This is a genomic window from Pseudomonas sp. 2957 (genome assembly GCF_031456345.1).
Lineage (GTDB): Bacteria > Pseudomonadota > Gammaproteobacteria > Pseudomonadales > Pseudomonadaceae > Aquipseudomonas > Aquipseudomonas siliginis.
In genome coordinates, this window is sequence record NZ_JAVDUL010000002.1 from 699,355 (window position 1) to 712,748 (window position 13,394).

12 protein-coding genes are annotated in these 13,394 nt (G+C 61.3%); 7 read left to right on the forward strand and 5 right to left on the reverse strand.

Annotated features, from left to right (window positions below; genetic code table 11):
• Positions 1-62 precede the first annotated feature (62 nt).
• The gene (locus tag J2Y39_RS08655) at positions 63-926 is read left to right on the forward strand and encodes an MBL fold metallo-hydrolase (protein ID WP_310216723.1); all 864 of its coding nucleotides are present in this window, start codon (positions 63-65) and stop codon (positions 924-926) included.
• A gap of 187 nt (positions 927-1,113) precedes the next feature.
• On the opposite strand, the gene bkdR is transcribed toward J2Y39_RS08655, so the two are convergent.
• The gene (gene bkdR, locus J2Y39_RS08660) at positions 1,114-1,602 is read right to left on the reverse strand and encodes a Bkd operon transcriptional regulator BkdR (RefSeq protein ID WP_041476986.1); all 489 of its coding nucleotides are present in this window, start codon (positions 1,600-1,602) and stop codon (positions 1,114-1,116) included.
• A 185-nt stretch (positions 1,603-1,787) separates the two neighbouring features.
• Here bkdR and J2Y39_RS08665 point away from each other — a divergent pair, with 185 nt between their 5' ends.
• The 5 genes from J2Y39_RS08665 (at position 1,788) to J2Y39_RS08685 (ending at position 7,990) form a co-directional block, all read left to right on the forward strand.
• Positions 1,788-3,023, forward strand: a complete 1,236-nt coding sequence (locus tag J2Y39_RS08665; RefSeq protein WP_310216727.1) for a 3-methyl-2-oxobutanoate dehydrogenase (2-methylpropanoyl-transferring) subunit alpha — start codon at positions 1,788-1,790, stop codon at positions 3,021-3,023.
• Between the two features lies 1 nt (position 3,024).
• Complete coding sequence (locus tag J2Y39_RS08670) at positions 3,025-4,083, forward strand: alpha-ketoacid dehydrogenase subunit beta (RefSeq protein WP_003224000.1); 1,059 nt, start codon at positions 3,025-3,027, stop codon at positions 4,081-4,083.
• Positions 4,084-5,358 carry a dihydrolipoamide acetyltransferase family protein gene (locus tag J2Y39_RS08675; protein WP_310216730.1) on the forward strand — a complete coding sequence of 425 codons (1,275 nt, stop codon included), beginning with the start codon at positions 4,084-4,086 and terminating at the stop codon, positions 5,356-5,358.
• Between the two features lie 4 nt (positions 5,359-5,362).
• On the forward strand, positions 5,363-6,736 hold the full coding sequence (lpdA, locus tag J2Y39_RS08680; protein ID WP_310216733.1) for a dihydrolipoyl dehydrogenase: 1,374 nt from the start codon (positions 5,363-5,365) through the stop codon (positions 6,734-6,736).
• A 234-nt stretch (positions 6,737-6,970) separates the two neighbouring features.
• Positions 6,971-7,990, forward strand: coding sequence for a branched-chain amino acid aminotransferase (locus J2Y39_RS08685; RefSeq protein ID WP_016775201.1), 1,020 nt, complete (start codon positions 6,971-6,973; stop codon positions 7,988-7,990).
• 185 nt (positions 7,991-8,175) lie between these two features.
• Here J2Y39_RS08685 and J2Y39_RS08690 read toward each other — a convergent pair whose 3' ends face one another.
• The 4 genes from J2Y39_RS08690 to J2Y39_RS08705 all read right to left on the reverse strand — a co-directional run bounded on the left by J2Y39_RS08690 (position 8,176) and on the right by J2Y39_RS08705 (position 12,399).
• Complete coding sequence (locus J2Y39_RS08690; protein ID WP_310216739.1) at positions 8,176-9,078, reverse strand: TIGR03915 family putative DNA repair protein; 903 nt, start codon at positions 9,076-9,078, stop codon at positions 8,176-8,178.
• Positions 9,075-10,295 (reverse strand): putative DNA modification/repair radical SAM protein, encoded by a 1,221-nt coding sequence (locus J2Y39_RS08695; RefSeq protein WP_024013352.1) that lies wholly within the window; start codon positions 10,293-10,295, stop codon positions 9,075-9,077. The genes J2Y39_RS08690 and J2Y39_RS08695 overlap by 4 nt, the downstream gene beginning before the upstream one ends.
• Before the next feature lie 167 nt (positions 10,296-10,462).
• Positions 10,463-11,782 carry an Nramp family divalent metal transporter gene (locus J2Y39_RS08700; protein WP_305381036.1) on the reverse strand — a complete coding sequence of 440 codons (1,320 nt, stop codon included), beginning with the start codon at positions 11,780-11,782 and terminating at the stop codon, positions 10,463-10,465.
• 80 nt (positions 11,783-11,862) lie between these two features.
• Positions 11,863-12,399, reverse strand: coding sequence for a chalcone isomerase family protein (locus J2Y39_RS08705; RefSeq protein WP_310216743.1), 537 nt, complete (start codon positions 12,397-12,399; stop codon positions 11,863-11,865).
• A 146-nt stretch (positions 12,400-12,545) separates the two neighbouring features.
• On the opposite strand from J2Y39_RS08705, the gene J2Y39_RS08710 reads away from it, so the two are divergent.
• Entirely contained in the window at positions 12,546-13,319 is a 774-nt protein-coding gene (locus tag J2Y39_RS08710) for a hypothetical protein (protein WP_056789034.1), read from the forward strand.
• Positions 13,320-13,394 lie beyond the last annotated feature (75 nt).

Here is a 13,394-nt window from a genome sequence, read left to right on the forward strand (position 1 = left end):
GCGAACATTATGTTTTTACATAAAGTGTTGCAACCCGAAATTACCCAGCACAGGTTTTCGCCATGCCCGCCCTGATTGAAGCGTTCCTCGACCCCGCCTCCTCGACCTACAGCTACGTGGTCTACGAAGCCGACGGCGGCCAGTGCGCGATCGTCGACCCGGTGCTCGATTACGACGGCGCCGCCGGGCGCACCGGCACGGCGCAGGCGGACAAGATCATCGCCTTCGTCCGAGCGCATCGCTTGCAGGTGCAATGGCTGCTGGAAACCCACGCCCACGCCGATCACCTATCCGCCGCGCCGTACCTGCGTCGAGAACTGGGCGGCAAGATCGCCATCGGTGAATCGATCAGCAAAGTGCAGAATGTGTTCAAGGCGCTGTTCAATCTGGAGCCGGAATTTTGCGTCGATGGCTCGCAGTTCGATCACCTGTTCGCGCCGAACGAGTCGTTCATGATCGGCAACCTCAGGGCCACCGCCCTGCACGTCCCCGGCCATACGCCAGCGGACATGGCCTACCTGGTCGACGGCGAACAGATCCTCGTCGGCGACACGCTGTTCATGCCCGATGTCGGCACCGCGCGCTGTGATTTCCCCGGTGGCAATGCGCAGCACTTGTTCAAGTCGATCCAGAAGCTGTTGGCGTTTCCGGCCAGCGTGAAGCTTTACGTTTGCCACGATTACCCGCCCGAGGGCCGCGCCTCGCAGTGCCAGACCACTGTCGGCGAACAGCGCAAAAGCAATATTCATGTGCATGACGGGATCGATGAAGCGGCGTTCGTCGAAATGCGCACCCAGCGAGATGCCGGGCTGGGCATGCCGACATTGCTGCTCCCGGCGATTCAGGTGAATGTACGGGCGGGGAATATGCCGGCGCCTGAGGACAATGGCGTGGTGTACCTGAAGATTCCGCTCAACAAACTCTGACCCCTAGTCAGGCGCCCTAAGTCTGATCGTTCCCACGCTCTGCGTGGGAATGCATCCCGTGACGCTCTGCGTCACTTCTTAAGGCGGAACGCGGAGCGTCCCTGGCGGCATTCCCACGCGGAGCGTGGGAACGATCGGCGTCGGCGGGTCGGGTCGGGTCGGGTCGGGTCGGGTGCATCAGGTCAGGTTATGCGCCCAGGGTCAATCCATTAGCCGGCAACGGCAACGCGGTCTTATAACGCACTTGCTTCAGCGCAAAGCTGGAGCGGATGTTCGCCACCCCCGGCACCTTGGTCAGAAAATCCATCATGAAGCGTTCCAGCGACTGAATGCTTGGCACCAGCACACGGATCAGATAATCCGGATCGCCGGCCATCAGATAGCACTCCATCACCTCCGGCCGATCAGAAATCGCCTCCTCGAAGTGCTGCAGCGCTTCCTCCACCTGCTTTTCCAGGCTGACGTGAATGAACACATTCACATGCAGCCCCAGCAGATCGGCATCCAGCAGCGTGACCTGCTCGCGAATCAAGCCCAATTCTTCCATGGCCTTGACCCGGTTGAAGCATGGCGTCGGCGACAGGTTCACCGAACGGGCGAGGTCGGCATTGGTGATCCGCGCGTTCTCTTGAAGGCTGTTGAGAATGCCGATGTCGGTACGGTCCAGTTTGCGCATGAGACAAAACCACCTGTTTTTTATGTTTATGCAGAATTTCTATCTGCAAATGGTCGCCAGCGCAACGAAACACAGAGAAATATTCTTCTTGGCCACGCCTATGATTGTTGTAGGACAAGATTTCCCCTACCCGGGAATGACTGCCAGCTCACTACAAGAAATTCACAAGATCGAGCGTAGAAGCCATGACCCAAGCGTATGAACCGCTGCGCCTGCACGTCCCTGAACCCTCGGGCCGTCCCGGCTGCAAAACCGATTTTTCCTACCTGCATCTGACCGATGCCGGTACGGTGCGCAAACCCCCTGTCGATGTAGAACCTGCCGATACCGCCGACCTCGCCCGTGGCCTGATTCGCGTGCTTGACGATCAGGGCAACGCCCTCGGCCCGTGGGCCGAAAACGTGCCGGTCGAGATCCTGCGCAAAGGCATGCGCGCGATGCTCAAGACGCGCATCTACGACAACCGCATGGTCGTCGCCCAGCGGCAGAAAAAGATGTCGTTCTACATGCAGAGCCTTGGCGAAGAAGCCATCGGCAGCGCCCAGGCATTGGCGCTGAACATCGATGACATGTGCTTCCCGACCTATCGCCAGCAAAGCATCCTCATGGCCCGCGATGTACCGCTGGTCGACCTGATCTGCCAGTTGCTGTCCAACGAGCGCGATCCGCTCAAGGGCCGCCAGTTGCCGATCATGTACTCGGTCAAGGACGCTGGCTTCTTCACCATTTCCGGCAACCTCGCCACCCAATTCATTCAGGGCGTTGGCTGGGGCATGGCCTCGGCGATCAAGGGCGACACCAAAATCGCCTCGGCATGGATCGGGGACGGCGCCACCGCCGAATCGGACTTCCACACCGCCCTCACCTTCGCCCACGTTTATCGGGCGCCGGTGATCCTCAACGTGGTCAACAACCAGTGGGCAATTTCCACCTTCCAGGCCATCGCCGGCGGTGAAGCCACGACTTTCGCCGGACGCGGCGTCGGTTGCGGCATCGCCTCGCTGCGCGTGGACGGTAACGACTTCTACGCGGTCTACGCTGCTTCCGCCTGGGCTGCCGAACGCGCCCGCCGCAACCTCGGCCCGACCATGATCGAATGGGTCACCTACCGCGCCGGCCCGCACTCGACCTCCGACGACCCATCGAAATACCGCCCTGCCGATGACTGGAGCCACTTCCCGCTCGGCGATCCGATCGCGCGTCTGAAACAGCACCTGATCGAGGTCGGTCACTGGTCGGAGGATGAGCACACCGCCGTCAGCGCTGAACTCGAGGCCGAAGTGATTGCTGCGCAGAAACAGGCCGAACAGTACGGCACCCTCGCCGGCGGCCAGATTCCAAGCGCCGCGACCATGTTCGAAGACGTCTACAAAGAGATGCCGGAGCACTTGAAGCGCCAGCGTCAGCAGTTGGGGATCTGACATGAACGATCACAACAACAATATTCAGTTGGAAACCGCCATGACCACGACCACCATGACCATGATCCAGGCCCTGCGCTCGGCCATGGATGTGATGCTTGAGCGTGATGACAACGTCGTCGTCTTCGGCCAGGACGTCGGTTACTTCGGCGGTGTGTTCCGCTGCACCGAAGGCCTGCAGACGAAGTACGGCACCTCGCGGGTGTTCGACGCACCGATTTCGGAAAGCGGCATCGTCGGCGTGGCTGTCGGCATGGGCGCCTACGGACTGCGTCCGGTCGCCGAAATCCAGTTCGCCGACTACGTTTACCCCGCCTCCGACCAGATCATCTCCGAAGCAGCGCGTCTGCGTTATCGCTCGGCCGGCGAATTCACTGCACCGATGACCCTGCGCATGCCTTGCGGCGGCGGCATCTACGGCGGCCAGACCCACAGCCAGAGCATCGAGGCGATGTTCACTCAGGTCTGCGGTCTGCGTACGGTGATGCCGTCCAACCCGTACGACGCCAAAGGCTTGCTGATCGCCTCCATCGAAAACGATGACCCGGTGATCTTCCTCGAGCCGAAACGCCTGTACAACGGCCCGTTCGATGGCCATCACGACCGCCCGGTAACCCCGTGGTCGAAACATCCGCAAGCCCAGGTGCCGGACGGTTACTACACCGTGCCGCTGGACGTTGCCGCGATCACTCGCCCGGGCAAGGACGTGACCGTGCTGACCTACGGCACCACCGTCTACGTATCGCAAGTCGCTGCCGAAGAATCCGGCGTCGATGCCGAAGTCATCGACCTGCGCAGCCTGTGGCCGCTGGACCTGGAAACCATCGTCAAGTCGGTGAAGAAAACCGGCCGCTGCGTGGTGGTACACGAAGCCACCCGCACCTGCGGTTTCGGCGCCGAGCTGGTATCGCTGGTGCAAGAGCACTGCTTCCATCACCTGGAAGCGCCGATCGAACGCGTCACCGGTTGGGACACTCCCTACCCGCACGCGCAGGAGTGGGCGTATTTCCCAGGGCCGTCCCGCGTGGGCGCGGCGTTGAAACGGGTCATGGAGGTCTGAATGGGCACGCACGTTATCAAGATGCCGGACATCGGCGAAGGCATCGCAGAAGTAGAACTGTCGCAGTGGCACGTCAAGGTTGGCGATGTAGTGGTTGAAGACCAGGTGCTGGCGGATGTGATGACCGACAAGGCGATGGTCGATATTCCGTCGCCGGTGCACGGGAAAGTGATTGCGCTCGGTGGTCAGCCGGGTGAAGTCATGGCGGTTGGCAGTGTGCTGATCAGCATCGAGGTTGAAGGTGCCGGCAACCTTAAAGAGTCCGCCGCACCCGCGCATGTCAAAGAAGCACCGGTTGCGCCGAACGTTGAGACTGCTGTCGAAAGCAAGCCCGCCGCAGCCGCCGCACCACGTCCGGCTGCCGTTTGCCAGGGTCCGATGGTCGCTCGCGAAGCGGATGAACGCCCGCTAGCCTCGCCAGCCGTGCGCAAACATGCGCTGGATCTGGGCATTCAATTGCGCTTGGTGCGCGGTTCCGGCCCGGCCGGTCGCGTGTTGCACGAAGACCTTGAAGCCTATCTGGCGCAAGGTCAGTCGAACGCTTCGGCGCCGGCCGCTGCCGCTTATGCCCAGCGCCACGACGAAGAACAGATTCAAGTGATCGGCATGCGCCGCAAGATCGCTCAGCGCATGCAGGATGCTACTCAGCGTGCCGCGCACTTCAGTTATGTCGAGGAAATCGACGTCACCGCAATCGAAGAACTGCGCGCGCATCTGAATGAAAAACATGGCGCCAGCCGTGGCAAGTTGACCTTGTTGCCGTTCCTCGTTCGCGCGCTGGTCGTCGCCCTGCGCGACTTCCCGCAGATGAACGCCCGTTACGATGACGAAGCGCAAGTCATCACCCGCCTCGGTGCGGTGCATGTCGGCGTCGCCACGCAAAGCGATGTAGGCCTGATGGTGCCCGTGGTGCGTCACGCCGAAGCGCGCAGCCTGTGGGACAGCGCCGCCGAAATTTCGCGTTTGGCCAACGCCGCGCGCAATGGCAAGGCCAGCCGCGATGAGCTGTCCGGTTCGACCATTACTCTGACCAGCCTCGGCGCATTGGGCGGCATTGTCAGCACGCCGGTGCTGAACCTGCCGGAAGTGGCCATTGTCGGCGTGAACAAAATTGTCGAGCGGCCAATGGTCGTCAAAGGCCAAGTGGTGATCCGCAAGATGATGAACCTCTCCAGCTCCTTCGATCACCGCGTGGTCGACGGCATGGATGCGGCGCTTTTCATTCAGGCCATCCGTGGCTTGCTCGAACAACCCGCTACCTTGTTTGTGGAGTAATGGAATGCAGACTTTGAACACCACGCTGCTGATTATCGGCGGCGGCCCCGGCGGTTACGTCACCGCGATCCGCGCCGGGCAACTGGGTATCCCGACCATTCTGGTCGAAGGCCAGTCATTGGGCGGCACCTGCCTGAATATCGGCTGCATTCCGTCAAAAGCGCTGATTCATGTGGCTGAGCAGTTTCACCAGACGCAGCATCACAGCCAGCATTCGGCGTTGGGCATCAACGTTGCCGCGCCGACCCTGGATATCAGCAAAAGCGTCGAGTGGAAGGATGGCATCGTTGATCGCCTGACCACTGGCGTTGCCGCGCTGTTGAAGAAGAACAAGGTCCAGGTCATCAATGGCTGGGCGAAAATCATCGACGGCAAAACCGTGGAAGTCGGCGATACCCGCATCCAGTGCGAACATCTGGTGCTGGCCACCGGTTCGACCAGCGTCAATCTGCCGATCCTGCCGATTGGCGGGCCGATCATTTCCTCCACCGAAGCGCTGGCACCGACGTCTGTGCCGAAACGTCTGGTGGTGGTCGGCGGTGGTTACATCGGTCTGGAGCTGGGCATCGCTTATCGCAAGCTCGGCGCCGAGGTCAGCGTGGTCGAAGCACAGGACCGCATCCTGCCGGCCTATGACGCGGAGCTGACACAACCGGTCCACGACGCGCTGAAGCAGCTGGGCGTGAAACTGTACCTCAAGCACAGCGTGCTCGGTTTCGACGGCACGTTGCAGGTGCGCGATCCCGAAGGCGAAACCCTCAATCTGGAAACCGATCAGGTACTGGTTGCCGTCGGCCGCAAACCCAATACGCAGGGATTTAATCTCGAAGCGCTGAATCTGGACATGAACGGTTCGGCGATCAGGATCGACAGCCGTTGCCAGACCAGCATGCGCAACGTCTACGCCATTGGCGATGTGAGCGGCGAACCGATGCTGGCCCACCGCGCCATGGCTCAGGGCGAAATGGTTGCCGAGTTGATCAGTGGCAAGAGCCGTGAGTTCAACCCGACCGCCATCGCCGCCGTGTGCTTTACCGACCCGGAACTGGTGGTGGTCGGCAAAACTCCGGATGAGGCCAAGGCTGCGGGGCTGGACTGCATCGTTTCCAGCTTCCCGTTCGCCGCCAACGGCCGGGCGATGACCCTGGAATCGAAAAGCGGCTTCGTGCGCGTGGTCGCACGTCGCGACAATCATCTGATTGTCGGTTGGCAAGCGGTGGGCGTTGGGGTTTCCGAACTGTCGACGGCTTTTGCGCAGAGCCTGGAAATGGGCGCGCGACTGGAAGACATCGGCGGCACCATCCATGCCCACCCGACCTTGGGTGAGGCGGTGCAGGAAGCGGCGTTGCGGGCGCTGGGGCATGCGCTGCATATGTGATGTGCGGTGGCAGTGATGGCCCCTTCGCGAGCAGGCTCGCTCCCACAATGGGAATGCATTTCAAATGTGGGAGCGAGCCTGCTCGCGAATTCTGGAGGGCAACACGATTTATCTGTGTGTCATCCGATAGTCCGGGCTGCGAAACCGCTCAAGAATGAAGTATTGTTGTGCCCATCCAAAAAAACGTCAGAAGCCTTGAACCGTTTCGGCGGTTGTTCAGTGATAGAGGGTGTCATGGGTAACGAAAGCATCAATTGGGACAAGCTGGGTTTTGACTACATCAAGACCGACAAGCGCTATCTGTCGTACTTTCGCGATGGCGAGTGGGACAAAGGCACCCTAACCGAAGATAACGTCCTGCACATCAGCGAAGGCTCCACCGCCCTTCACTATGGTCAGCAGTGCTTCGAAGGCATGAAGGCCTATCGCTGCAAGGACGGCTCGATCAACCTGTTCCGCCCGGACCAGAACGCCCTGCGCATGCAACGCAGCTGCGCGCGTCTGCTGATGCCGACGGTCGACACCGAGCAGTTCATCGAAGCCTGCAAAGCCGTGGTCCGCGCCAACGAGCGTTTCATCCCGCCTTACGGCACTGGCGGCGCGCTGTACCTGCGCCCGTTCGTGATCGGCGTCGGTGACAACATCGGCGTGCGCACTGCGCCCGAATTCATTTTCTCGATTTTCTGCATCCCGGTCGGCGCCTACTTCAAGGGTGGCCTGACCCCGCACAACTTCCAGATCTCCAGCTACGACCGCGCGGCCCCGCAAGGCACCGGTGCGGCCAAGGTCGGTGGCAACTACGCCGCCAGCCTGATGCCGGGCTCGAAAGCCAAGAAGGCCAACTTCGCCGACGCGATCTACCTCGATCCGATGACCCACACCAAGATCGAGGAAGTCGGTTCGGCCAACTTCTTCGGGATCACCCACGACAACAAGTTCGTCACCCCGAACTCGCCATCGGTCCTGCCAGGCATCACCCGCCTGTCGCTGATCGAACTGGCCAAATCGCGTCTGGGCCTGGAAGTGGTTGAAGGCGACGTGCTGATCGACAAGCTGTCGGACTTCAAGGAAGCCGGTGCCTGCGGTACCGCAGCGGTGATCACGCCGATTGGCGGCATCAGCTACAACGACCACCTGCATGTGTTCCACAGCGAAACCGAGGTAGGCCCGGTAACCCAGCAGCTCTACAAAGAGCTGACTGGCGTGCAGACCGGCGACATCGAAGCGCCAGCGGGCTGGATCGTCAAGGTTTGATCTGACGACTGCTGATGCTCAAAAGCCCTCCACCGAGTGATTGGTGGGGGGCTTTTTTGTAGGGCTGGGCTCTGGTGTCGTATTGAAAAACGTCACCCCCTCACCCCAGCCCTCTCCCCCAAGGGGGCGAGGGGGAAAGGGAGCCGACTTGTGCGCTTTTCAAAAATCGCGTTCACCTCGGCCATTCAGGTCGATGGAGTTCGCAAGAACACCTCGGTCGGCTCCCTCTCCCTCCGGGAGAGGGCTGGGGTGAGGGTCTGCTTTTGATTTTTGGAGGCAATGCGCTTGCCCGTCCGGTCCGAAATCCCGCTCGCCTGCCCATTCTGTTGCTTGCCCATCCGCGCCTGGGTGATCAATCCCGGTATCAACTCCCCCTCCGGCAGATTCTTCCAGAACCGCACCGGCAGATGCCCTTGCATGACCTTCGGGTTCAACCGCGCCGGGTTGAAGATGTGGCTGTAGTAGGTCAACCACAAATCGCCGTGGGGATCGTCGACGTTCTGCGCCAGTTGCTGCCACTCAATCGGGCACTGCCGCTCGTGAATCAATTGCTCACCGTCGTAATAAACGCCGTCACGCGGTGTGGCGATCAACCAGCGATGCTGGCCCATGCGCCCGATAAAGTGCTCGCTGGCGCTGTGCAGAATGTCATGCGCCGGCTCATGCCACGCCACGTATTGTGGACCGGGCAGATCCTTCGACCGCTCGATGAAACGCACGAATGCATGCAGATGATGGGCCTCGCGGCTGACCTGCTTGATGCGCCGCTGCAACTCGCTGCCGAGTTTGTCGCCGGCCATCATCGCCGTGCGGTCGCCGTGACTGACGCGCCAGAGCACTTCATACAACAGGCTCCAGCGTTGCTCGCCGCGATAGCGCGCCGCTTGTTCGAGGGTGTCGAGCAGCGCTCGGGGAATACGCGCCTGAAACGGCCCCTGCCCTTCGGGCACGTGCTCATCACTGGCAAACAGATCGCCCCCCCCTTCCGCCGCCCAGCTCACCAAACTCGGATCGATTTCATGGCTGAGCAACCAGCGCGCCTGCTGACGCCATGTGTCGAACAGGTCATCGCAATCAAGACTGATCATCCCCACAACCCCATCTGCTGCGGCATCGGTCGGTCGCGCAATTGCTGATAGAGCATGTGGCTGGTGACTTCCGCCTGTTGCGGGTGGTAATCGCTGGTGATGATGAAAGGCTTGGCCTTGGCCAGCACACAGCGCATCCGAGCGACGTCTTCGTAACGGATGCGGCGCTGGCGACGCAACTCGACCAGGCGCTCGGTGGTGCGCAAGCCGATGCCGGGGATGCGCGCGATCAACGTCGCGTCGGCACGGTTCAGGTCCAGCGGAAACACTTCGCGATTTTCCAGCGCCCAAGCCAGCTTCGGGTCGATATCGAGCGCCAGATTTCCCGGGCCTTTGAGCAGTTCGTCAGCGCTGTAGCCGTAGCTGCGCAGGAGGAAATCAGCCTGATACAAACGGTGCTCGCGCATCAGCGGAGGCGCGGCGAGCGGTACGCTTTTCGGGCTGTCGGGGATCGGGCTGAACGCCGAGTAATAGACCCGACGCAAACGGAAGTTGCCGTACAGCGACTGGGCGCTGTGGAGGATGGTGCTGTCATCGGTGTCATCGGCACCGACGATCAACTGCGTGCTTTGCCCGGCCGGGGCGAATTTTGCCGAGCGCGGCTCGTTCAACACTGTTTGCACGCCGGTGTAGATGGTGTTCATCGCTTGCTTGATCGAGGTGATGTCCTTCTCCGGCGCCAGCGTCTGCAGACTGGCATCGGTGGGCAGTTCGATGTTGACGCTGAGGCGGTCGGCATAACGCCCGGCCTCCTCGATCAAGGCCGGATCGGCTTCCGGAATGGTCTTCAAATGGATGTAGCCGCGAAATTCGTGCTCTTCACGGAGCAACTTCGCCACCCGCACCAGTTGCTCCATGGTGTAGTCCGCCGAGCGAATGATCCCGGAGCTGAGAAACAGGCCGCTGACGCAGTTGCGGCGGTAGAAATCCATGGTCAGCGTCACGACTTCTTCCGGGGTGAAGCGCGCACGCGGCACATCGCTGGAACGGCGGTTGACGCAATATTGGCAATCGTAAAGGCAGAAATTGGTCAGCAGGATTTTCAGCAACGACACACAGCGCCCGTCCGGCGTATAGCTGTGACAGATACCCATGCCATCCGTCGAACCGAGGCCGCTCTTGCCCTCGGAGCTGCGCTTGGGCGCACCACTGCTGGCGCAGGAGGCGTCGTACTTGGCGGCGTCGGCGAGGATGCTGAGCTTGTCGATGATTTGCATGGCACGGACTCTTTACTGTGTGCATATACAGTATAGGCTCGCCCGCCGCGAAACAAGTTGATGGATGACCCCTCGTCGGCTGGCCAGCTGAATTGTGGCCGCCCGCGAAAACCTGTGGGAGCGAGCCTGCTCGCGAAGAGTCCCTGCCAGTCACCGCAACTCAGTGATCAAACCGCCCACTGCAATATCAACCAGCTGTTCGCCCCGCTGATCAACACAAACAGCCCCCAGGCCAGCACCCGCGTGGGCCAGCGATTCACAAACGGCCCCATCAGCCGTTTGTCGTTGGTCATGCGGATCAGTGGGAACAGGGCAAACGGCAACTGCAGACTCAACACCACCTGGCTCAACACCAGCAACTTGCCGATCGCGTTATCGCCCATGAGCCAGACGCCGATGAACGCCGGAATCAGCGCCAGCCCGCGAGTGATCAAACGCCGCTGCCAGCACGGGATGCGCAGGTTCAGATAGCCCTCCATGATGACCTGCCCGGCGATGGTCCCGGTGAAGGTCGAACTTTGCCCCGACGCGAGCAGCGCCACGCCGAACAGCACACTGGCCAGCGCACCGCCAACCAGCGGGTCGAGCAGGTGATACGCGTCCTGAATGTCGACCACGTCGGTGTGTCCGGACTGGTGAAACGCCGCCGCCGCGAGAATCAGGATCGCCGCGTTGACCAGCAGCGCCAGGGCCAGCGAACCGATGGTGTCGATACGTGCCAGTTTCACCGCGTCCTGCTTGCTCGCCAGATCCTTGCCGATCATCCGCGTCTGCACGATCGAGGTGTGCAAGTAAAGGTTATGCGGCATTACTGTGGCGCCGAGGATGCCAATGGCCAGATACAGCGGCGCGGCATCGCCGATGGCCGCCAGCGAAGGTTTGAAGCCCAGCGCCACGTCTGGCCAGTACGGTTTGATCAACAACAACTCGACGAAGAAACACACGCCGATGGTCGCGACCAGCACCAGCATGATCGCTTCGAGACGGCGGAAGCCCCGGTTTTGCAGGGCCAGCACCAGCAACGTGTCGAACGCCGTCAGGGCGATGCCGAAGGTCAGCGAGCAACCGAGCAGCAAGTGAAACGCGAGAGCGCAGCCAAGCACTTCGGCGAGGTCGGTGGCGATGATCGAGATCTCCGCCAGTATCCATTGCAGGCGCGCTGTCGGGGTGCTGTAGCGCTCGCGGGACAACTGCGCCAGATCGCGCCCGGTGGCGATGCCCAGCCGCGAGCACAGACATTGCACGACCATGCCGGCCAGACTCGCCAGCAACACCACGAACAACAGGCTGTAGCCAAAACGCGAACCGGCCTCGATCGCGGTCGCCCAGTTGCCCGGATCCATGTAGCCGATCGACACCAGCAAACCGGGACCGGCGAAACGCAGCACACGTTTGAAGAACGAGGCAGTCGGATCAACCGCAACACTGCCAGCCACTTCCGGCGGGCAAAACGGCGCGGTGGCGATTTTGGGCAGACTGAATTTCACGCACACATCCAGAAACAAAAACGGGAGCCCGGCAGCTTAGTCGTTTCGCCTGATGCCTTGAAGCGCAAAGATCACTGAACCTATGGGTTCACCCCCAACAACTGCTCGCGCAACTCGGGACTGCGTGTTCGCGGATCCAGCCAGATATCGAAAAACGCCTTGGCAAACTGTGGATCCTCAATCTCATGCTGGAGCTTCTGGCCGACAAAAAACCGCGCGCCCTGCCCCGGCAGATACACGCCGGTAATCCGCGTGCCGGCCTGAACGTCGACAAACGATTGCTGCATCTGCGTCTGCCAGCCGGCCAATTGCGCTGAAGTGACCCGGGGACCGGCAAGGCGTTTGATCTCATCGACGCTGGTGCTGACCAGATCGTCGCGCGAGATGTTGCGCCGGTAGATCAGCTCCAGAGCAAACGGCTGGCCCGGCGCCAGAGGCCGCGCGGCACTCCACAAGCGCGCGCTGTAAACGTCGAAGCCGAACACGCTGAAATCGCCGCTGCCGATAATTTGCGCGCCCGGGACTGCGTCCTGCCAATTGGCCCATGTCGGTGTGAGCAACAGCGCCCATAAACCGATGCCACAACAGCCACGAACGAGCTTGGGTGTTCTGTTCATCGCCGTATCGTCTCCGCTGCATTCTGATGATCAAAGCATAGCCGGATTTGCGCCTGAATTTTTGTATACAAAAATTGCGAACATAGGCAGCAATCTTTAATCGGCAGTGCTAACGTGGCTCATCCTGACCCGACGGAGACACCCGCGTGCTGATCCTGAAATTGCTGCTGATTCCCGGTTTTCTCCTGCTGATTTCCCTGGCGGGCAAGCGCTGGGGGCCGAGCGTGGCCGGGTGGCTGTCGGGATTGCCGGTGGTGGTCGGGCCGATTCTGTTTTTTCTGGCGATCGAACAAGGGCCGCAGTTTGCCGCGCAATCGGCGGTCGCGGCGCTGTCGGCAATGTTCGCGATGATCGCTTTCTGCATCACCTATGCGCAGGTGGCGCAGCGGGCGAACTGGCCGTGGGCGTTGACCATTTCACTGGCGGTTTGGGCCGCGCTGGCGGCGGTCTTGTCGGTGATCCCGGCGTCCTTGCCGTTCTCGGTGATTGCGGCAGCGGTGGCACTGCTCGCTTCGCCTTATCTGTTCCCCGAGGTGCAGCCGGTGTTGAACGGGCCAGCACCGAAGTCGGACAAACTGATCTGGCGGATGATCGCCGGTGCGGCGCTGACGCTGGTGGTGACGATGCTGGCCAGCACCGTCGGCGAACGCTGGAGCGGCCTTCTCGCGGTGTTCCCGGTGCTCGGCAGCGTCATGGCGGTGTTCTCGCAACAAACCCGCGGCCCGGCGTTTACCGCTGCGTTATTGCGCGCAACGGCAACCGGCATGTATTCGTTCTCGGCGTTCTGCCTGGTGTCGGCCTTGACGCTGCCGACCATGGGCCTCAGCGGCTTCGCAGTGGGAGTGGCAGTGTCGGTGGCGATGCTCGGGGTGACCCGGCGTCTGCTGGCGCGGCCAGTGGCCAAGGCGCAAGCGCAATAACCCCCCGGACGAATCGCGCTGGAACGCCCGGCACGCTCCGTGGGATGATCGCCCGCCTCGCGCGACCATTCACCG

Bases quoted from the DNA above. Each gene is read 5' to 3' on its own strand.
- J2Y39_RS08655 (WP_310216723.1), top strand. From the start codon at position 63: ATGCCCGCCCTGATTGAAGCGTTCCTCGACCCCGCCTCCTCGACCTAC.
- bkdR (WP_041476986.1), bottom strand. From the start codon at position 1,602: ATGCGCAAACTGGACCGTACCGACATCGGCATTCTCAACAGCCTTCAA.
- J2Y39_RS08665 (WP_310216727.1), top strand. From the start codon at position 1,788: ATGACCCAAGCGTATGAACCGCTGCGCCTGCACGTCCCTGAACCCTCG.
- J2Y39_RS08670 (WP_003224000.1), top strand. From the start codon at position 3,025: ATGAACGATCACAACAACAATATTCAGTTGGAAACCGCCATGACCACG.
- J2Y39_RS08675 (WP_310216730.1), top strand. From the start codon at position 4,084: ATGGGCACGCACGTTATCAAGATGCCGGACATCGGCGAAGGCATCGCA.
- lpdA (WP_310216733.1), top strand. From the start codon at position 5,363: ATGCAGACTTTGAACACCACGCTGCTGATTATCGGCGGCGGCCCCGGC.
- J2Y39_RS08685 (WP_016775201.1), top strand. From the start codon at position 6,971: ATGGGTAACGAAAGCATCAATTGGGACAAGCTGGGTTTTGACTACATC.
- J2Y39_RS08690 (WP_310216739.1), bottom strand. From the start codon at position 9,078: ATGATCAGTCTTGATTGCGATGACCTGTTCGACACATGGCGTCAGCAG.
- J2Y39_RS08695 (WP_024013352.1), bottom strand. From the start codon at position 10,295: ATGCAAATCATCGACAAGCTCAGCATCCTCGCCGACGCCGCCAAGTAC.
- J2Y39_RS08705 (WP_310216743.1), bottom strand. From the start codon at position 12,399: ATGAACAGAACACCCAAGCTCGTTCGTGGCTGTTGTGGCATCGGTTTA.